Here is a 20,859-nt window from a genome sequence, read left to right as displayed (position 1 = left end):
AAAAAACACATTCACTCATTAAATCAAACATTCAATAGTAAACGTATCAACACGAATAAAAAGTAACTTAAGTCAATTGGAGATAGGTATCATGGAACATAAATCGACCACAACAGTGCATCGATATATGATAGGCCTTATTAGTGGGTTACTACTACTTGGTTGTGGTTCAGAGGTTCAGCCTCATGCGCAGATACCTCATTATCAAACCGTAGCAACCAGCCAACTGACAGCATCGTCTTATTACCAACATAGTCAAACCTATACAGGCATTATTCGCTCAGCCAATACCACGGGCATAGGTTTTGAGCTTGCAGGTAAACTTAATAGTATTAGCGTTGATAGCGGTGACAGTGTTGAAAAAGGCCAAGTGCTTGCATCGTTAAATACCCAATTATTACAAGCAGAAAAACAACAATTGCAAGCCAGTTTGCAGCAAACAAAATCTGATTTAGATCTGGCCAACATCACCTTAAAACGTAACTTATCCTTAAAAGATAAAAATTACGTGTCTGCTCAACAACTCGATGAGAGCAAGCAACAGGTTAATAATTTACAAGCCAATCAGCAAAGGTTATCGGCCAGTTTATATGCCACAAATTTAAAGTTAGAAAAATCCATTCTGACCGCGCCATTCAGCGGTAAAATCAGTAAGCGTCATCATAATCTTGGTGAAGTGATCACTTTAGGTAGCCCAGTTTTTACCTTAATCGGTAATGACCAGCGCTTAGCGTATATCGGTGTCCCTATTGATGTTGCCCATAGATTGCAGCGCCTCCAGCAAGTTAACATTCGAGTAGGTAATCAATTACTTAACGGAATTATTGAAGGGATCAGCGCTGAGATTGACCCTATCACACGAACCGTGCAACTGCGGATTAGTTTACCCGAGCATGCCAAGGTGCTTAATGGTGAAATTGCCTATTTTGAACATCAACAAAATATTGCCGAAGCGGGTTTCTGGGTGCCCATATCAGCATTAACAGATGGCATTCGTGGGCTATGGAACTTATATACACTAAGTGCTCAACCTCATGAAAGCGGTAATAATCATTATGTTATTGAACGACGTGATGTTGAGATTATCTACACAAATCAGCAACAAGCCTATGTCAAGGGTGCCATCAATGCTAACGATATTATCGTGACTGAAGGACTGCATAAATTAGTTGTTGGTCAGGTGGTTATTGCAAACAAATCATCACCACTATCTGCCACTTTTAGCACAACTAGCGCTAACACAATCAAAACAGAGGCATTATGATTAAAGCCTTTTTAGAAAATGGCCGTTTAGCTAGCTTATTTATTTCATTATTAATAGTGGCTGGCTTTAGCGCAATTTCAAGCTTACCTCGCACTGAAGATCCACACATTACAAATCGTTTTGCTTCTGTAATTACCCATTACCCAGGGGCGCCGGCTGAACGTGTTGAAGCATTGGTTACTGAGGTGCTCGAAAATCAACTGCGCCGTCTTGAAGAATTAAAACTCGTGCAATCTACCTCTCGCCCTGGCATTTCAGTGATTCAACTTGAGTTAAAAGATTCAGTCACCTTGAGCGATCCTGTTTGGTCACGCGCCCGCGATTTAATTGCCGATGGAAAGTACTTATTACCCATTCAAGCGCAAAATAGCACTCTTGATGATCAAGTCGGTTTTGCCAGCACTGCGATTTTAGGTGTGGTGTGGAATGATGATAGCCCAGTTAGAACCGACATATTAAATCGTTATGCTAAAGAACTACAAAGCCAATTAAGACTGTTATCTGGTACAGATTTCGCCAAACTCTATGGCGCGCCAGAAGAAGAGATTTTAGTTGAGCTAGACGGCAATAAAATCAGCCAACTTAAACTAACACCCGCAGCCATAGCCCAAATTTTATCTAATGCCGATAGTAAAATTTCAGCGGGTGAAATTAATAACAGCCAGTTTCGAGCACTGGTTGAAGTTTCAGGTGAATTAGACTCTCAAAGCCGGATTCGCCAAGTACCGCTAAAAGTCGACATCGATGGCAAAATCATTCGTCTCGGTGATGTGGCAAACATTAGCCGCCAAGCCAAAACGCCTACAAACAATATTGCGCTTATTGATTCACAGCCCGGTATTATGGTCTCGGCAACTATGCTAGAAAGCCATCGGGTAGATCAATGGCAACAACAAGTTAGCAATACCATAAATCATTTTTCAAGCAACTTACCATCAAACATCAAGGTGCAATGGCTATTTGACCAACAAGGCTATACATCGGTACGCCTTAGTGATTTGGTAATAAACCTACTACAAGGTTTTGTAATTATTGTGGCAGTGTTAATGCTCACTTTAGGGTTACGTAATGCGCTCATAGTTGCCTTATCGCTTCCACTTACGGCCTTGTTCACATTAGCCTGTATGAAGTACACAGGTTTACCCATACATCAAATGTCGGTAACCGGCTTAGTGGTGGCATTAGGCATTATGGTCGACAACGCAATTGTGATTGTTGACGCCATTGCCCAGCGCCGTCAGCAAGGACTGTCAAAGTTAGAGGCTGTATCGCAAACCTTGCATCATTTATGGCGGCCGCTGGCTGGCTCCACCATTACCACCATGCTGGCTTTTGCTCCTATTATGTTAATGCCTGGCGCAGCTGGAGAATTTGTTGGCGGCATTGCCATATCGGTCATGTTTGCCTTACTGGGCTCTTATCTTATTTCTCATACGTTGATCGCTGGCTTAGCTGGTCGATTTAGCCGCAGCGACAAGCCAAATGCTTGGTATCAACAAGGTATGGCGTTTCCAAGATTAAGCAAAGCATTTAAAACGAGTTTAGCGTTTGCCTTAAAAAGGCCTTTATTAACCGCTATTGTGGTCGGTATTTTACCCATTTCTGGTTATATGGCAGCGGGGCAAATGACTGAGCAATTTTTCCCGCCTTCTGATCGAGACATGTTCCAAATTGAAATGTATTTATCTCCACAAGTCAGTATTGATAATACTCATGAACAAACCCTGCTGGTGAATGAAACGCTAAAAAGCATTGAGGGCATTAGCGAGATCACTTGGGTTGTGGGCGGCAATACACCGTCGTTTTATTATAATTTAACCCAACGCCAACAAGGGGCAACAAATTACGCCCAAGCCATGGTCAAAGTAACTGATTTTAAAACGGCCAACAAACTGATCCCACAACTCCAACAAATGCTAGATCTCGCCTTCCCACAAGCTCAAATTCTCGTAAGGAAACTTGAGCAAGGCCCGCCGTTTAACGCGCCAGTTGAATTGCTTATTTATGGCCCATCCTTAGACACCCTAAAAGACATTGGCGAGCAAGTTAGAGCGATGCTAAGTGCAACGCCAGATGTTATCCATACCCGTGCCACTCTCTCTGCCGGCGCCCCTAAGTTGTGGTTGCAAGTAAATGAAGATGCCAGTTTAATGAGCGGGTTAAGTTTGAGCGATATCGCCAACCAAATACAAATGGCGACCACGGGTATAATTGGTGGCAGTATTTTGGAACAAACCGAATCACTACCCGTTCGAGTTAGATTGGGGGATAACAGCCGTGAGCAAGCCACTCGCTTAGCCGAGCTAAACTTAGTTTCTCCTACAGGAAGCGGTATTCCACTTTCAGCGCTGTCATACAATCAAATTAATGTTAGCCGCGGAGCGATCCCACGTCGAAACGGTGAACGAGTCAATACCATTGAGGCCTATATCACCAGTGGCGTTTTACCAGCACAAGTGCTAGATGATGCCAAAGCACAGTTAAGTAAAATACCGTTACCCGCAGGCTATCGAATTGAAATCGGCGGTGAAAGCGCTAAACGTGATGAAGCCGTGGGCAATTTAATGTCTAATCTTTTGGTCGTCTTGATGCTGCTGTTAACGACAGTGGTCTTATCATTTAACTCATTTAGGTTAACCGGCATTATCTTACTAAGCGCAATCCAATCCGCAGGTTTAGGCTTATTGGCAGTGTATGTATTTGGCTATCCATTTGGATTTACGGTCATTATTGGTTTACTGGGCTTAATGGGACTGGCCATCAACGCTGCCATTGTTATTTTAGCCGAGCTAGAAGATTTACCTGAAGCCAGAAATGGTAACCTACCGTTAATTATAGAAACTGTCAGCAGTTGTGGCCGCCATATTGGCTCAACCACCATTACCACCATTGGTGGCTTTTTACCGCTCATCATTGCTGGCGGCGGGTTTTGGCCACCGTTTGCCATTGCCATTGCCGGTGGCACACTACTGGCAACAATGTTGTCATTAGTTTGGGTACCTGTGATGTACACCCTATGGATGAAACCTAAAAATCAGCGGCAACCAGTTTTTGTAACCGCTTGATGATAGAAGCGGTAAACCATCACCAATAAAAAAGCCCTGCGATTGTTGCAGGGCTTTTTACTGGATTAATGAATAAGATTAAATATCTTCTTCTCTGTCCATGTTTTCAGTCGCTTCTAGCCATAACGCATTAATAATGCCGAATGAACATGCTAGTAACACACCTAAAATCCACGAAAAATACCACATAGATGTTAGCTCCTAATTTAGTAAAGTGAGGTTTTATTGTCTTCAATAAAACTACGATTTAAACGGCCATACATCTTGTAATAAGTCCAAATAGTGTAGCTTAGTACCGTTGGAACAAACACAATGGCAGCAAGTGTCATTACTTGTAAGGTCATTTGGCTTGCTGTTGCATCCCACATAGTTAGGCTCACATTTGGCTCAAGTGAAGATGGCATAACAAATGGGAACATCGCTGCACCACAAGTTAAAATCACGCCAGCAATCGCTAATGAGCTAAAGAAGAATGCAAAACCACTGCGGTTTAAGCGGCTAGCAAAAATGGCTAACACTGGCATTAATAAACCTAACACAGGGAATAACATAGTAACTGGATATTTGTCGTAGTTTGCAAACCACGCGCCAGCTTCAATGGCAACTGTTTTAGTGGTTGGGTTAGATGGACCTGCAATATCTAAAGTAGACGTGACGACATAGCCATCAATACCATTTGCTAACCAAAGGCCTGCTGCGCCAAATAAAACCACTAACAATCCACCAAAAATTTGCGTCATGTTGGCAGCGCGAACACGTAGCTCACCTTCCGTTTTCATTTGTAGCCAAGCAGCACCTTGCATCATGATCATGCTAACAGACACTAAACCCGCTAGTAATCCAAATGGGTTTAACAAACCAAATAGACCACCGTGGTATGTTGCACGCAAATACTCGTCAAAGTTAAACGGGACACCTTGCAGCAAGTTACCAAATGCCACACCAATGATTAGCGGCGGAACAAAGCCACCGGCAAATAATGCCCAATCCCATGATTTACGCCATTTTGGATCTTCGATTTTTGAACGGTAATCAAAGCCAACAGGACGTAAAAACAAGGCAAACAGCACCAACATCATGGCGACATAAAAGCCTGAGAAAGACACCGCATAAACCATAGGCCATGCAGCAAATAATGCACCACCTGCAGTAATTAACCAAACTTGGTTACCATCCCAGTGCGGGGCAATAGAATTGATCATAATACGGCGTTCAGTATCATCTTTACCAATAATAGGTAATAACGCACCGACTCCCATATCAAAGCCATCTGTAACGGCAAAGCCAACAAACAGCACACCAATTAATGCCCACCAGATAAATCTTAAAACTTCATAATCAAACATAGTCAGGTCCTCTGATTAAGCATCTTGGTTTTCAAAGTGATAACGACCAGTCTTCATGCTGCTAGGGCCAAGACGGGCATATTTGAACATCAAGAACATCTCAATAACCAGTAATACCGAGTAGAACAAGGTAATTGAAATGATACTGAACCATAAGTCAGACACAGTTAAGCTTGATGCTGACATAAAGGTCGGTAAGACCTCTGAGATGGTCCAAGGTTGACGGCCATACTCAGCGACAAACCAACCACACTCAATGGCAATCCACGGGAGCGGTAAGCTGTATAGCGCAGCTTTAAGCACCCATTTTTTCTCAGCAATTTTGTGACGTGTGCTTTGCCAGAAGGCGGCTGCAAACACAAACAACATTATTACGCCTGCGCCAACCATGATACGGAATGACCAGAACATAGGAGCAACATTTGGAATCGAGTCTTTCGCTGCTGCTTTGATTTGCTCTTCTGTTGCATCAACTACGTTTTCGGTGTAACGCTTCAGAAGTAAGCCGTAGCCTAAGTCATGCTTAGTCGCTTCAAAGTTATCGCGAAGTTCTTGGCTTTCATCACCCGCACGAAGCTGGGTTAAGAATGAATAAGCTATCATACCGTTACGAATACGAATTTCATGCTCATCAATCAGATCAATAATACCGGTCACTTGCTCATCTAAAGAACGCGTTGCGATAATACCCATGGCATACGGGATTTTAATCGCATAGTCAGTTTCCATGGTTTCTTGATTTGGAAAACCAACGGCAGTAAAGGCAGCTGGAGCTGGCTCAGTATGCCACTCAGCTTCAATGGCTGCTAACTTAACACGCTGAACCTCACCCACTTTATAGCCAGATTCATCACCCAGTACGATAACCGATAAAATGGATGCCATACCAAAGCTTGCTGCAATAGCAAACGAGCGACGGGCAAAAGCTAGGTCACGACCTTTTAAGATGTAGTATGAGCTAATCGCAAGCACAAACATGGCACCAGCGACATAACCCGAAGCCACAGTATGAACAAACTTAACTTGAGCTACAGGGTTAAAAATTACCTCTGCAAAACTCGTCATTTCCATACGCATGGTTTCATAGTTAAATACTGAACCGACAGGGTTTTGCATCCAACCGTTAGCGACTAAAATCCACAATGCCGACATGTTAGAACCAATCGCTACAAGCCAAGTCACAGCTAAATGCTGACGCTTACTAAAGCGGTCCCAACCAAAGAAGAACATACCTACTAGGGTAGACTCTAAGAAGAAGGCCATTAAACCTTCAATAGCAAGTGGGGCGCCGAAAATATCACCCACATAATGAGAGAAATAAGACCAGTTAGTACCAAACTGGAACTCCATCGCCAAACCGGTTGTGACACCTAAGGCGAAGTTAATCCCAAACAACTTACCCCAAAACTTAGTCATATCCTTATAGATCTGTTTATTTGTCATGACATAAACAGATTCCATAATCGCTAGGATAAACGCTAAGCCTAATGTCAGCGGAACAAACAAAAAGTGATACATGGCTGTCAGCGCAAACTGCAAACGCGATAGCTCAACAACCTCTTCGATAATCATTGGCGACTCCTTACTTCAGTACTACCAAATGCAAATTAAGACAACTTACCTGTTGCCAAGATTAAAATTGACATATTTCCATTTTCATCAAGCCTCACAATCAGTCAGGTTACATGAGTGTTAATACCCAATAAAAATGCAGAAATTGTTTTACTGGCTCAAATTGCCAATTAACAGCCAAAAACACGCTTAAGATCTCATTTTTGATTCAAATGTGATCTGGCTACATAACTATTTTCATAAAAATAAATTTTCTCTTAAAATTCATTAAGTTAATTTTTATAAAAATATTGAATACTCGAATTTTATACCATTTTAATTTGATTCAAATCAATCTGGATTATAGTTTTCAATCGGTTTTGAGCTTGTGCGCATACTACCAAACAAGTGGTATTGACAGTACCTCAATTAATTGATAGGCAAATTTGACGTATTTTTAACAACAACAGAAAAAATTAAATTGATAACTATTAGACACCTAAGGACCCAAAAAGATAACACAACAATATTAATCAACAATTTTACTTTATATAAGGATTCATATAAACACTATAAAAACAATAGCTTAATAAAAAAAATAGGTAGGAGGCACCAATAGCGCATTAGAAAAACTAATCACAGATATCATTTTTACTAGTTTGAAAAGTTGCTTATCTAGGTCTATCATGCCCTCATTAAGAAAACGAGTAGCAAACATGCCAAGGAATCGTTGTCTTAACACTCGAGATAGTCGATTTTAACCCCCAATTGATATAAAGAGATGTTGCTATGACTAAAGTATTTGAAAGCGTTATAAACTTATACAAGCGTGCTTTTGTGGAAATGTATACAGCAAAAGAAATGAACTAAGACCAAATTTTGATGTTTTGTTAGCGCAGAACTCACTGCCTAATGCTAAGCCGGCGTTAAGTAGCAAAAACAACCCCATCCACTCGATGGGGTTTTTAATGCCTCAAACTTGACAATCATAATAGCTAATCATGCTCTCTCGTAAAAAAGTACTGATAACAGTGTTATATTTTTTGATTGTAGAGTAACTAATTAACCTGAGATCGGTTTAAGCCATCGCCATCAACCCTGACTTTTCTGTAGGTGTGATGTTCAATGATGGCTTTTCTGGTTTTAGGCAATATGCGATTAATCCACCTAGCAAGTTCAACATGAATCCATGTAAACTCCTGTGTCTTGAATGCTCTATCTGAGAAATATTCTTCAGTTGGTCGTTGATGGTTTCAATGATGAACCGTTTAGACAGCATTGCTCTGTCCCAAGCCGCTAATATCTTCGCCTTCATGTTCTTTCGTTGAGTTGTTATAAGAGTGATCCCGTTTTCTTTCAAATCTTCAGTCAGCGCCTTACTGATATAACCTTTATCGGCGTAAAGCTTATCGAGTAGCCCTTTTGACAGTTCCCGAACGGGCTTTCTGTCATCCGTATTAGCAGGAGTAAGCTTAGCTGCCACAATATCGCCAAGATGATTGGTAATAATGTGCAGCTTAAATCCATAAAACCAGCCCATTGTTCCTTTGCCTCTTGCAGCCGTTCCTTTGAATACCTTGTGTCTCGGGATGCGTAAGTTATGGCAGACTTTAATGCTTGTAGAGTCAATAAACTCAATACCTGTAGGCACTCCTTTAACATGGGTAAAGAAAGCACTTAGTGGTATAAGCATCGATGGCATCACTTCAATAAATCGGGTGTAACTGAGAAGTTTAGGGAAATCATTTTTGTAATAACGACAGATAATTCCCAGATAAAAGTTTTTAAAATCACGCTGATGAGACATATGAAAAGCGACAATGATTGTCATAATTTCGCTTTCAGACATTCGTCCTTTACGATTACGCTTTCGCTCGCCACTTTCAAGTTGAAGTTGCTGCCACTGAGGTAGAAAAGCCTTACAAAAATCATCGACATGACAAAATAAATCTACTAGTTTACTCATAGCTGGTTCCTTTGTGGTCAATCCTTCTTGGTCGAAAGATCTGATCATGGAACCAGCTTTTAGTTCCCTTCTATTTTTATCCCGAATTCAGGTTAATTACCGAAAAATCGGCCTGGATATCACCCATTCTTCCTGCGTCATCTCTGTCCATTTATTTACTGTAATAAGTATGACTCATTAGCGGGTTATTAACACACTCGCTTCAAAGCGCTGAGAAAAATGCAAATAAAAAAGCGACTCAACTGAGTCGCTTTTACTTCTAGATTAAAGATTGACTGATTAAACCTGATTAGCTAAACCTGATTAGCCAATTTTAACGCGTGCGTTACGGAACATACGCATCCAAGGGCTATCTTCTCCCCAATTTTCAGGGTGCCATGAATTAGCAACGGTTCTAAATACACGCTCAGGATGCGGCATCATAATAGTCACACGCCCATCATTAGTACAAATACCCGTTAAACCATTTGGTGAACCGTTAGGATTCAATGGATATTGCGTCGCAATGTTACCGTGACCATCAACGTAACGCAGTGCAATTGTGCCTGAAGCTTCTGCTTTTGCTAAGGCATCCGCACTGGCAAACTCAGCTAAACCTTCACCATGAGACACAGCGATAGGCATACGCGAACCCACCATACCTTCAAAGAACACAGATGGACTTTGTTGCACTTCAACCAAACTAAAACGTGCTTCAAAACGCTCAGAGCGATTACGTACAAAGTGTGGCCAATGCTCACTACCCGGAATAATTTCTTTGAGGTTAGATAGCATCTGACAGCCATTACACACGCCTAAAGCAATGCTGGCATCACGCTCGAAGAAACGGCTGAACTCATCACGGGCACGACTATTGAATAAGATTGATTTCGCCCAACCTTCACCCGCACCTAAAACGTCACCGTATGAGAAACCACCACAAGCCACTAAACCTTGAAACTCTTCTAGGCTAATACGGCCAGATAAAATATCAGACATATGCACATCACGGCTTTCAAAACCAGCGCGGTCAAATGCTGCCGCCATTTCAATATGCGAGTTAACCCCTTGCTCACGTAGAATGGCCATCTTAGGCGCAACACCTTTTAGAATATAAGGTGCAGCAACATCTTCACTTGGGTCAAACCCGAGTTTAACCGTTAAGCCTGGGGCATCAGCGACTTGCTTCAGAGCAAACTCTTCTTTAGCACACTCAGGATTATCACGTAATGCCTGCATACGGTAAGTGGTTTCTGACCATAAAGTACGCAGTGCTGAGCGACTATTTTGATAAATAACGCGCTCACCATCACTGATGGTGATTTGATCAGCATTAACTAAACCACCGATTTGATGACAACTGACCCCACGCGCTTCAAACTGAGCAGCAATAGCATCCGCTTGCGCAGCGCTAACTTGTAATACAGCCCCTAACTCTTCGTTAAATAAACGCTCAAGATCAGTGCCATTTAGCCCAGCTAGGTTAATCGTTAAACCTGTGTTGCCCGCAAACGCCATCTCAACTAGCGTGGTAAATAAACCACCATCACTGCGATCGTGATAAGCCATCACCGCTTTGTCAGCAACTAATTGCTGCATCACTTCAAAGAACCCTGCAAGATTCGCGGTATTATCTAAAGTTGGGGCAATATCGCCTAACTCGCTATAAACCTGAGCTAAACAAGAACCCCCTAAACGATTTTGACCATTGCTTAAATCCAGCATTAATAATGTGCTGTCACCTTTGTCTGAACGCAATTCAGGCGTCACCGTTTTACGAATATCTTGCACCACTCCAAAGGCTGTTATCACCAATGACATAGGTGAAGTAACCGATTTTTGCTCACCGTTATCTTCCCATGCGGTTTTCATCGACATTGAGTCTTTACCAACAGGAATAGTCAGTCCTAGCGCAGGGCATAAATCTTCACCAATGGCTTTAACCGCTTCATACAAACCGGCATCTTCACCTGGGTGACCCGCTGGTGACATCCAGTTAGCAGATAACTTGATACGCTTGAATGAACCAATGTCAGTACCTGCAATATTCATGATTGATTCAGCAACAGCCATACGGGCCGAGGCATCAAAGTCTAATAGCGCAAGTGGCGTGCGCTCACCCATAGACATGGCTTCACCGCTGTAGCTGTCAAAACTTGAAGCCGTTACCGCACAATCAGCCACAGGAACCTGCCAAGGACCAACCAATTGATCGCGGTTAACTAACCCCGTAACCGAACGGTCACCAATGGTGATCAAGAAGGTTTTATCAGCAACGGTAGGTAAAGTTAAAACCCGTTTAACGGCATCCGCTAAGTCAATTTTAGTTTGATCTAATGCTGGTGATACTGCTTTCGCCGAGACAACATCACGGCTCATTTTAGGCGCTTTACCTAATAGCACTTCAAGCGGTAAATCGATTGGCTTGTTGTTAAAGTGGCTATCAGCAAGTGTAAGATGCATTTCTTCGGTTGCTTCGCCCACAACCGCAAATGGTGCACGTTCGCGGGCACAAATATCGGCAAATTGTTGTAGGTTTTCAGGCGCAACCGATAATACATAGCGCTCTTGCGATTCATTACACCAAATTTCAAGCGGGCTCATGCCGGGTTCATCTGATGGCACATTACGTAAATTAAACACACCACCACGATTACCATCGTTCACTAATTCAGGAAACGCATTGGATAAACCACCGGCACCCACGTCGTGAATAAATTGAATCGGATTAGCTTCACCTAGCTGCCAGCAACGATCGATCACTTCTTGACAGCGACGTTCCATTTCAGGGTTTTCGCGTTGAACAGAAGCAAAATCTAAATCTTCACTTGATTGACCCGAAGTCATAGAAGACGCTGCGCCGCCTCCAAGACCAATGTTCATGGCTGGGCCACCTAAAACGATCAGCTTAGCACCAACAGTAATTTCGCCTTTTTGCACATGTTCTTCACGGATATTACCTAAGCCACCGGCAATCATAATTGGCTTATGATAACCACGCACTTCCACACCATTGTGACTAGATACCTGTTGCTCGTATGTACGGAAATAACCGGTTAACGCTGGGCGACCAAACTCATTATTAAATGCCGCGCCGCCTAATGGGCCTTCAAGCATAATATCTAATGGGGTAACAATCCGCTCAGGCTTGCCGTAATCGCCTTCCCAAGGCTGCACAAAACCCGGAATTTTAAGGTTAGAGACAGTGAAGCCCGTTAAACCGGCTTTGGGTTTTGAACCACGCCCCGTTGCACCTTCATCACGAATTTCACCACCTGAACCGGTGGCCGCACCAGGATATGGGCTAATTGCCGTGGGATGATTGTGGGTCTCTACTTTCATCAACACGTGCATTGGTTCAGTGTGATAGTTGTAAACGCCGTCAGGATCAGGGAAGAAACGCCCTGCAACAGACCCAGTCATTACCGCAGCGTTATCTTTATAAGCAGATAATACGTTGTCAGGGGTGACTTCGAAGGTGTTTTTGATCATTTTGAACAAAGATTTAGGCTGCACTTCACCATCAATTGTCCAATCAGCATTAAAGATTTTATGACGACAATGCTCAGAGTTTGCTTGGGCAAACATCATTAACTCAATGTCGTTAGGATTACGGTTAAGACGAACAAAGTTCTCAACTAAGTAATCAATTTCGTCTTCTGCCAAAGCCAAGCCTAGCTTCACGTTAGCCACTTCTAGTGCTCGGCGACCTTCTGCCAGAATATTTACACTATTAAACTTAGCGGGCTCTGTGCGCTTAAATAAAATATCTGCCGCAGCAAAATCAGTTAACACAACTTCAACCATGCGGTCATGTAATAAAGCCACTAACGCTTGGTGTTGTTCAGCAGATAATTCAGCTGACTCAATATAGTAAGCAATACCACGTTCAAGACGTTTAACTTTGCCAAGACCACAGTTATGAGCGATATCAGTGGCTTTAGAAGACCAAGGAGAAATAGTGCCAGGACGCGGAGTAATAAAAATTAACTGTCCTTGTGGGGCGTGAGATTCAATGGCTGGGCCATAAGTAAGAATTCGTTCAAGCTGCACGCGTTGGTTGTCATCAAGTTGCTCTGATAGATCAGCTAAATGTATAAACTCTGCATAGATATTGTTAACAGGAAGCGCAGCGTTTTCGCAGGCCTCCATGAGTTTTTGAACTCTAAATGCAGAAAGTGCAGGGGCTCCGCGAATGATTTCCATCACGTCTATTCACCTTATAAATTATATAGGAGGGTCAGAATTGGCGCTATTATAGGGAATTGCACAGTACAAATCACCTGCCATTCAGGGTGAAAACAGTGTTTCCCGATAGACAAAATATCAAGCTCTGAATCGCTATCAACTTGCCATCAACAAAATAAAACGTGAACTACAATGTTATAAAAATGATCGGTTTTGTAGCATGCAATATGGATTGACTAGGTATCTATTTGAGCGCTTTTTGAGCGACTCTAGGTGTTTGGCATAACTCCTGTTAAAGTAAGCCCAATTATGACGCGAAATACCCTACTTAATACAAGCCATAAACTGAATCACAATATACTTTTTATTTATTTAAATTAGAGATATACAGTAATTTTTTAATAAATATGATCAAAAACATAGTCATTATCTTGTTTGCCTTGTTTTTAACGGCCTGTGAGCCCACTAAGACTTTGCAACCACAAGACATCATTTCACCGCAGCTTAAACGTACTGAACTTAAAGTCGGTACACTTTATGGCCCGCAAATTTATCTTAACTCTGAAGAGTTAGGCGAGTCAGGCTTTGACTATGAAATGGCCCACAAGTTTGCCAACTATCTCAACGTACCGTTAAAAATGGTGCCGTTTACCAATCGTAAACAATTGTTTGATGGTCTAAAAACAGGCCAAGTTGATATTATTGCTGCAGGCATAGCCAAAACCCCAACTCGCAGCCAGCACTTTAAGCTTGGGCCAACCATGTATAAGGTAAACCAGGTTTTGGTTTATCGCGAAGGCACACCTCAACCCAAAGACATTGGTGCCTTGTCTGGTGAAATTACAGTGGTTTCTAACTCATCATCAGTGAATACCTTAAATCAGTTACAAAAAGATCATCCTGACTTAATGTGGAATCAAATTCAGGAAGACAACGAAGACATCTTTGCGTTAGTAGCAAGCGGTGAAATTAACTACACCATTGCAGACTCTAATAGTCTGCTAATTAATCAACGTTTTTTACCCGAACTTCGTGCTGGCATGATTTTAGAAGAAAAACTTGAAGTGGTGTGGTTACTTCCACCAGATGGAAGTGATCGCCTAATGAGTAAATTACTGGCATTTTGGCACAATGAAAAACGTGCCGGCACCATTGAACACTTGAACGAGAAATACTTTGGCCATGTGAAACGTTTTGATTATGTTGATACACGTGCCTTTATCCGCGCCATCGACAACGTACTTCCTGAGTATCGCAGCATGTTTGAACAATATGCCGGTGATATTGATTGGCGTAAACTGGCTGCCACCAGCTATCAAGAATCACATTGGAACCCATCGGCACGCTCCCCAACAGGTGTTCGTGGCATGATGATGCTCACTCGCCCAACAGCGGCTTATGTTGGAGTTGATGACAGATTAGATGCCGAACAAAGCATTCGTGGAGGTGCGGCATACCTAAAAGACATGATGAATAGATTACCTGATTCTATTCCAGAAAGTCAGCGTATTTGGTTTGCTTTAGCGTCTTATAATATCGGCCTTGGCCATGTTGAAGATGCTCGTCGTTTAACCCAATCAATGGGGATGGATCCCAGCGCTTGGCGAGACGTAAAAAAAGTATTACCTTTGCTGCAACAGTCAAAATACTATAAACAAACCCGATATGGTTATGCCCGTGGTAGTGAGGCGGTGCATTATGTTGATAGCATTAGACGTTACTATGACACCTTGGTTTGGGTAGATAATCAAACCAAAAAAATGGAAATAATTGAAGCACCTACAGAAGTCATCGCTGAAGAAAACTCAGCGATAACCCAACAAGCACCACAGGAATAATATTGCAGGAGTTGTAATGCGAAGACAATTATCAAGTAATGTGATGTCACGCCGTCGAGTAATGTTAAAACTCAGAAAAAGACGTTTACACGAAAGACAGCGTTCACACTTTAATTTTCAAAAAATGGATGCTTAGGCATCCTTTTTTTTCGTTCGTGGTTTATATGATATGAGTAAACAAGCCAATGAAACTGTCCAAATATTGAGTAGACTACTCAGGGAGTGCGTTGGATTTAAAACTTAAAAACTGCTTTTATTGATTCAATTTAGCCGCTTGTTTTAGGGCTTTTTTTTCAGCTCGGCGGCGCTTAAAAAACGCACTTAACTGGGCACCACATTCATCAGCGAGTACACCCGATGTGACCTCAAGTTGATGATTAAACGCGGGGTGCTTGACTAAATCAACAACACTGCCTGCCGCGCCAGTTTTTAAGTCACCAGCGCCATAAACGAGCCGTTTAATACGCCCATGCACCATAGCACCAGCACACATAGCACAGGGTTCAAGCGTGACATAAAGTGTTGTGTCTAGCATACGATAATTTGTTAACACCTGCCCTGCTTGACGAATGCATTCCATTTCCGCATGGGCGGTCGGATCATTATTTAAAATGCTCAAGTTAAAACCACTGGCAATCAAGACATCATCTTTGACCAATACCGCGCCCACTGGCACTTCGCCCTTTAACTCGGCTTGCTCAGCTAATTGCATGGCTAAGCGCATCCATTTTTGGTCTATAGCTTGCTGTATTGTATCAATATCTTGCATTTCGGTATCTTTGGTATTCACGGCGCTTTCGCTTACAGTCACGGCTCTAGCCTAACAAATCAATAGTGACCATATTCTAACAAATAAAAAAGACGCCGAAGCGTCTTTTTATTACTCATATCAACTTAAACTGACTGAGGTTATTCCCACTCAATGGTAGCAGGCGGTTTACCAGAAATATCGTAAACCACACGCGAAATACCATCGACTTCATTAATAATGCGGTTAGATACCCGACCTAAAAAGTCGTACGGTAAATGTGCCCAATGTGCGGTCATAAAGTCGATAGTTTCTACTGCACGCAGTGAGACCACCCAATCATATTTACGACCATCGCCCATCACACCCACTGAACGTACCGGTAAAAATACCGTGAATGCTTGACTGACTTTATTATACAAATCAGCTTTGTGTAGCTCTTCAATAAAGATAGCATCAGCGCTGCGCAGTAAATCACAGTATTCTTTTTTCACTTCACCCAGCACGCGAACACCCAAACCAGGTCCTGGGAATGGATGGCGATAAAGCATGTTGTAAGGTAAGCCGAGCTCTAAACCAATCTTACGCACTTCATCTTTGAACAACTCACGCAATGGTTCAACTAATCCAAGCTCCATATCATCCGGTAAGCCACCCACATTATGGTGCGACTTAATTACATGAGCTTTACCTGTTGCACTGCCCGCAGATTCAATCACATCAGGATAAATAGTGCCCTGTGCTAACCATTTAGCATTGACGCACTTTTTCGATTCTTCATCAAAAATCTCAACAAATACGCGACCAATAATTTTACGTTTAGCTTCAGGATCAGCTACGCCCGCCATCGCATCTAAGAAGCGATTTTCAGCATCGACATGGATAATATTAAGCCCGAAGTGATCGCCAAACATTTCCATTACTTGAGCGGCTTCGTTTAAACGTAATAAACCGTTATCAACAAATACACAAGTCAGTTTGTCACCAATCGCACGATGTAACAGCATGGCAACCACGGATGAATCAACTCCGCCAGACAAACCTAGGATAACTTCGTCATCACCAATTTGTTTTTTCAAACGCTCAATAGCATCTTCAATAATGGACGATGGCTTCCAGTTAGCAGGACAACCACAAATCTCTAAAGCAAAATGCTCTAGCATGCGCTTACCCTGGCGGGTGTGAGTCACTTCCGGGTGAAATTGCACACCATAGAATTTTTTATCTTCATTAGCCATTGCCGCATAAGGACAAGTGTCAGTTTTGGCAACAGCAACAAAACCTTCAGGAATTTCAGATACTTTATCGCCATGGCTCATCCATACATCTAACAATGGTTTACCGTCTGCGCTAATAGCATCTTCAATACTTTTGAATAAAGAAGATTGGGTTAATAATTCAATTTGGGCATAACCAAACTCGCCCTCACCCACACCTTGAATAACCTTGCCACCTAGTTGCTCGGACATGGTTTGCATGCCATAACAAATACCTAAAACCGGTACGCCTGCGTTAAACACATATTCTGGTGCACGTGGTGAATTTTCTGCGGTCACGCTTTCTGGACCACCAGCTAAAATAATACCATTTGGGGCAAAACCGCGGATTTGCTCTTCGCTAACGTCCCACGCCCATAACTCACAATAAACGCCAATTTCGCGAATACGGCGGGCAATAAGTTGGGTGTACTGAGAGCCAAAATCAAGGATCAGTATCTTGTGCTCATGGATATTACTCATGGAGTACCTTCAAATAATGATTAATGCATTAACCTAAACAATCGTGTTTAAGTAAATTGATAACAGTAACAGGGCAGCGTTTGCTGCCCTTATTCAAATTAAGAACCTGAACGGTAGTTAGGCGCTTCTTTGGTTATGGTCACATCATGTACATGTGATTCACCCATACCAGCTGAAGTCACTTTAACAAACTGTGCATTTTCGTTTAGCTCTTTGATTGTTGAACAACCCGTTAAGCCCATACAAGAACGCAAGCCCCCATATGCTGGTGAATAATCTCTTTTAGCTTGCCTTTGTATGGCACGCGACCTTCAATACCTTCTGGTACTAATTTGTCAGCAGCATTATCTGTTTGGAAGTAACGATCAGATGAGCCTTGTGTTTGGCTCATTGCACCTAACGAGCCCATACCGCGGTATGATTTGTAAGCTCGGCCTTGGTAAAGCTCTGTTTCACCCGGAGCTTCATCAGTACCGGCAAACATAGAGCCTGCCATAATACATGATGCACCAGCAGCTAACGCTTTAGCTAAGTCACCAGAGAAACGGACACCACCATCGGCAATCACAGGTATACCTAGTGCTTTAACTGCTTCGGCGGCATCAGATACCGCAGTAATTTGTGGTACACCAACACCGGTAACAATTCGAGTGGTACAAATTGACCCTGGGCCAATCCCCACTTTAACAGCGTTAACACCCGCTTCAACTAAGGCTAAAGCGCCACTAGCAGTTGCAACGTTACCACCAACAATTTGTAAATCAGGGTATTTGGCACGCGCATCACGAATACGTTGTAACACGCCTTCAGAATGACCATGTGATGAGTCAATCAATAAAACGTCAACACCGGCTTTAACTAAGGCATCAATACGTTCTTCATTGCCAGCACCTGCACCAACCGCAGCACCAACACGTAAACGACCTAATTCGTCCTTACATGCGTTTGGTTTACGTTCAGCTTTTTCAAAATCTTTTACCGTAATTAAGCCTTTAAGCTTGAAGTTATCATCTACCACTAAAACTTTTTCAATACGGTGTGAGTGCATTAACTTTTGCACTTCGTCTAATTTAGTGCCTTCTGCAACAGTCACTAGACGATCTTTTGGCGTCATCATATCTGATACGTTTTTATTCCAATCGGTAACAAAACGTACGTCACGACCAGTAATAATACCGACTAATTCGTGTTCATCATTGACCACTGGATAACCCGCAAAACCATTTTTTTCGGTTAACAAGCGTAAATCAGTCAGGCTAGTTGATGGGGTAACAGTAACAGGTTGTTGAACAACACCCGCTTCGTAAATTTTAACTTTACGCACTTCTTCGGCTTGTTGCTCAATACTCATATTCTTATGAATAAAACCTAAACCGCCTTCTTGCGCCATCGCAATAGCCAGACGAGATTCAGTTACCGTGTCCATTGCAGCAGACACTAACGGAATGTTTAATTCAATTTTGGTTGTTAAACGAGTTTTAAGAACAGCGGTGTTAGGGAGTACGGTGGAGTGTGCAGGAACCAACAACACATCGTCAAAGGTTAGAGCATCTTTTAGTAAACGTAACATGGCAACATCTCCCTAGTTGAGTAGGATTTAGAGGTGAAATATTGCGGCGGGATTATACCTTGCATATTGGGGTTGGTAAATGGAAAATAGGTTTTTATTAGCTTTAGAATGAGAACAGTCATGAGTGCCACAAAAAACAATGTTTATACCGTTTCTAAGCTCAATGGCGAAGTCAGGCAAATTCTTGAAGGTCAATTAGGCAAAATTTGGCTAAATGGTGAAATATCTAATTTCTCTTCACCCTCTTCCGGGCATTGGTATCTCACGCTTAAAGATAACTTTTCCCAAATCCGTTGCGCCATGTTTAAAGGCCGAAACCAAGCGGTCCGTTTTAAACCCATTAATGGTCAACAAGTATTAGTTAAAGGCGCTATTAGCGTGTATGAACCGAGAGGCGATTATCAATTACTCATTGAATCTATGTTGCCTGCTGGTGATGGGCTGTTAGCACAAGAATTTGAAGCACTCAAAATGAAACTGGCCGCAGAAGGATTATTTGCCAGCGACACTAAGCGCCCATTACCCAATAACATTCAGCGCATTGGGGTGATTACCTCGGCAACCGGTGCAGCTCTTCGCGATGTACTGCATGTACTTGCAAGACGTGACCCATCAATTGAGGTGGTTGTTTATCCAACTCAAGTGCAAGGGGCGCTCGCCAGTCAATTAATTTGCCATGCCATTGCTCAAGCGAATCAGCGCTTAGAAGTTGACGTATTACTGCTGACTCGCGGTGGTGGCTCGCTAGAAGACCTGTGGTGCTTTAACAATGAAGACCTAGCGCATGCGATTTATAACAGCGCAATTCCGGTTGTTAGCGCTGTAGGGCATGAAATAGATACCACCATTAGTGATTATGTTGCTGATGTGAGAGCACCAACGCCATCAGCGGGTGCTGAATTATTATCAAAAGATAAAGGCAATAAAACCGAAAAACTGGCCAGTATGCTACTGCGTTTACAACAAGGGATGCGTCATTATCAACTCCATCAGCATAGCCAGCTGACTGAATTACATCATAGATTACAACGTCACGAGCCAATTCGCCGCTTACAACAATTCGAGCAGCGTTTTGATGAAATGCAGTTAAGATTAGAAAATGCCATTAGCCATAAACTTGGTCGTTTAACATTAGTTCAGCAGCAGCTTGAAAGTCGTTTACAGCAACGCTCGCCGATTCATCTACTCAAAGCTGAGCAGCAAAGGTTACAGTACTTATCAGCACGTTTTTATGATGCAAAGCAAAGCTATTTAACTCAGGCACAAAATCGTCTCAAACACGCTGCACATCAATTAGAAACTGTTAGTCCTCTGTCAACATTAAGCCGCGGTTATTCGATTACCACACTAAACAATACTGTACTTGATGATGCTAGCTTAGCGAATATTGGCGATGTGATTCACACTCGTTTAAAAAGCGGAAAGATTGAATCCAAAGTGATTAAAGTCGAGAATAATACCCATCACGGTAAATAAGTGAACAGAGATAACCTAGGAAATTGCATGATAGTAAGGCAAATTTTTCGATAAGCAGTTATTCTGCAATCAAAAAATCTAAGGCTGTTGTCGAGTATTTCCACAAGCTCGCATGCTCAATGATTATTG

11 protein-coding genes and 1 pseudogene are annotated in these 20,859 nt (G+C 42.4%); 4 read left to right on the top strand and 8 right to left on the bottom strand.

All coding sequences use genetic code 11. The annotated features are described in order from the left end of the window. Positions 1 to 91: 91 nt before the first annotated feature. Positions 92 to 1,264, top strand: coding sequence for an efflux RND transporter periplasmic adaptor subunit (locus HBH39_RS04910; RefSeq protein ID WP_167676129.1), 1,173 nt, complete (start codon positions 92 to 94; stop codon positions 1,262 to 1,264). After that, on the top strand, positions 1,261 to 4,329 hold the full coding sequence (locus HBH39_RS04905; RefSeq protein WP_167676127.1) for an efflux RND transporter permease subunit: 3,069 nt from the start codon (positions 1,261 to 1,263) through the stop codon (positions 4,327 to 4,329). The genes HBH39_RS04910 and HBH39_RS04905 overlap by 4 nt, the downstream gene beginning before the upstream one ends. 78 nt (positions 4,330 to 4,407) lie before the next feature. On the opposite strand, the gene cydX is transcribed toward HBH39_RS04905, so the two are convergent. From cydX to purL, 5 genes are all read right to left on the bottom strand, one after another. Beyond that, positions 4,408 to 4,518 carry a cytochrome bd-I oxidase subunit CydX gene (cydX, locus tag HBH39_RS04900; RefSeq protein ID WP_167676125.1) on the bottom strand — a complete coding sequence of 37 codons (111 nt, stop codon included), beginning with the start codon at positions 4,516 to 4,518 and terminating at the stop codon, positions 4,408 to 4,410. A gap of 17 nt (positions 4,519 to 4,535) precedes the next feature. Further along, positions 4,536 to 5,675: a cytochrome d ubiquinol oxidase subunit II gene (cydB, locus tag HBH39_RS04895; RefSeq protein ID WP_167676123.1), complete on the bottom strand. Its 1,140-nt coding sequence runs from the start codon at positions 5,673 to 5,675 to the stop codon at positions 4,536 to 4,538. Between the two features lie 15 nt (positions 5,676 to 5,690). After that, complete coding sequence (locus HBH39_RS04890; protein ID WP_167676121.1) at positions 5,691 to 7,247, bottom strand: cytochrome ubiquinol oxidase subunit I; 1,557 nt, start codon at positions 7,245 to 7,247, stop codon at positions 5,691 to 5,693. 1,057 nt (positions 7,248 to 8,304) lie between these two features. Beyond that, positions 8,305 to 9,192: an IS982 family transposase gene (locus HBH39_RS04885; RefSeq protein ID WP_167676119.1), complete on the bottom strand. Its 888-nt coding sequence runs from the start codon at positions 9,190 to 9,192 to the stop codon at positions 8,305 to 8,307. Between the two features lie 303 nt (positions 9,193 to 9,495). After that, positions 9,496 to 13,377, bottom strand: coding sequence for a phosphoribosylformylglycinamidine synthase (gene purL, locus HBH39_RS04880; protein WP_167676116.1), 3,882 nt, complete (start codon positions 13,375 to 13,377; stop codon positions 9,496 to 9,498). Between the two features lie 389 nt (positions 13,378 to 13,766). Here purL and mltF point away from each other — a divergent pair, with 389 nt between their 5' ends. Continuing rightward, positions 13,767 to 15,197: a membrane-bound lytic murein transglycosylase MltF gene (gene mltF, locus HBH39_RS04875; protein ID WP_167676114.1), complete on the top strand. Its 1,431-nt coding sequence runs from the start codon at positions 13,767 to 13,769 to the stop codon at positions 15,195 to 15,197. A gap of 253 nt (positions 15,198 to 15,450) precedes the next feature. On the opposite strand, the gene tadA is transcribed toward mltF, so the two are convergent. From tadA to guaB, 3 genes and pseudogenes are all read right to left on the bottom strand, one after another. Beyond that, complete coding sequence (gene tadA, locus HBH39_RS04870) at positions 15,451 to 15,966, bottom strand: tRNA adenosine(34) deaminase TadA (protein ID WP_167679970.1); 516 nt, start codon at positions 15,964 to 15,966, stop codon at positions 15,451 to 15,453. A 140-nt stretch (positions 15,967 to 16,106) separates the two neighbouring features. Then, complete coding sequence (guaA, locus tag HBH39_RS04865; RefSeq protein ID WP_167676112.1) at positions 16,107 to 17,684, bottom strand: glutamine-hydrolyzing GMP synthase; 1,578 nt, start codon at positions 17,682 to 17,684, stop codon at positions 16,107 to 16,109. A 98-nt stretch (positions 17,685 to 17,782) separates the two neighbouring features. Beyond that, positions 17,783 to 19,254 (bottom strand): annotated as a pseudogene (gene guaB, locus HBH39_RS04860) (IMP dehydrogenase). Positions 19,255 to 19,374: 120 nt separating this feature from the next. On the opposite strand from guaB, the gene xseA reads away from it, so the two are divergent. Beyond that, positions 19,375 to 20,730, top strand: a complete 1,356-nt coding sequence (gene xseA, locus HBH39_RS04855) for an exodeoxyribonuclease VII large subunit (protein WP_167676110.1) — start codon at positions 19,375 to 19,377, stop codon at positions 20,728 to 20,730. Positions 20,731 to 20,859: the final 129 nt, after the last annotated feature.

The organism is Shewanella aestuarii (assembly GCF_011765625.1).
Lineage (GTDB): Bacteria > Pseudomonadota > Gammaproteobacteria > Enterobacterales > Shewanellaceae > Shewanella > Shewanella aestuarii_A.
The sequence above is the reverse complement of the archived record's forward strand: the minus strand, read 5'-3'. Positions and strand labels throughout refer to the sequence as shown.

Excerpts from the sequence above, each read along its gene's own strand:
- HBH39_RS04910 (WP_167676129.1), top strand. The coding sequence starts at position 92 with ATGGAACATAAATCGACCACAACAGTGCATCGATATATGATAGGCCTT.
- HBH39_RS04905 (WP_167676127.1), top strand. The coding sequence starts at position 1,261 with ATGATTAAAGCCTTTTTAGAAAATGGCCGTTTAGCTAGCTTATTTATT.
- cydX (WP_167676125.1), bottom strand. The coding sequence starts at position 4,518 with ATGTGGTATTTTTCGTGGATTTTAGGTGTGTTACTAGCATGTTCATTC.
- cydB (WP_167676123.1), bottom strand. The coding sequence starts at position 5,675 with ATGTTTGATTATGAAGTTTTAAGATTTATCTGGTGGGCATTAATTGGT.
- HBH39_RS04890 (WP_167676121.1), bottom strand. The coding sequence starts at position 7,247 with ATGATTATCGAAGAGGTTGTTGAGCTATCGCGTTTGCAGTTTGCGCTG.
- HBH39_RS04885 (WP_167676119.1), bottom strand. The coding sequence starts at position 9,192 with ATGAGTAAACTAGTAGATTTATTTTGTCATGTCGATGATTTTTGTAAG.
- purL (WP_167676116.1), bottom strand. The coding sequence starts at position 13,377 with ATGGAAATCATTCGCGGAGCCCCTGCACTTTCTGCATTTAGAGTTCAA.
- mltF (WP_167676114.1), top strand. The coding sequence starts at position 13,767 with ATGATCAAAAACATAGTCATTATCTTGTTTGCCTTGTTTTTAACGGCC.
- tadA (WP_167679970.1), bottom strand. The coding sequence starts at position 15,966 with ATGCAAGATATTGATACAATACAGCAAGCTATAGACCAAAAATGGATG.
- guaA (WP_167676112.1), bottom strand. The coding sequence starts at position 17,684 with ATGAGTAATATCCATGAGCACAAGATACTGATCCTTGATTTTGGCTCT.
- xseA (WP_167676110.1), top strand. The coding sequence starts at position 19,375 with ATGAGTGCCACAAAAAACAATGTTTATACCGTTTCTAAGCTCAATGGC.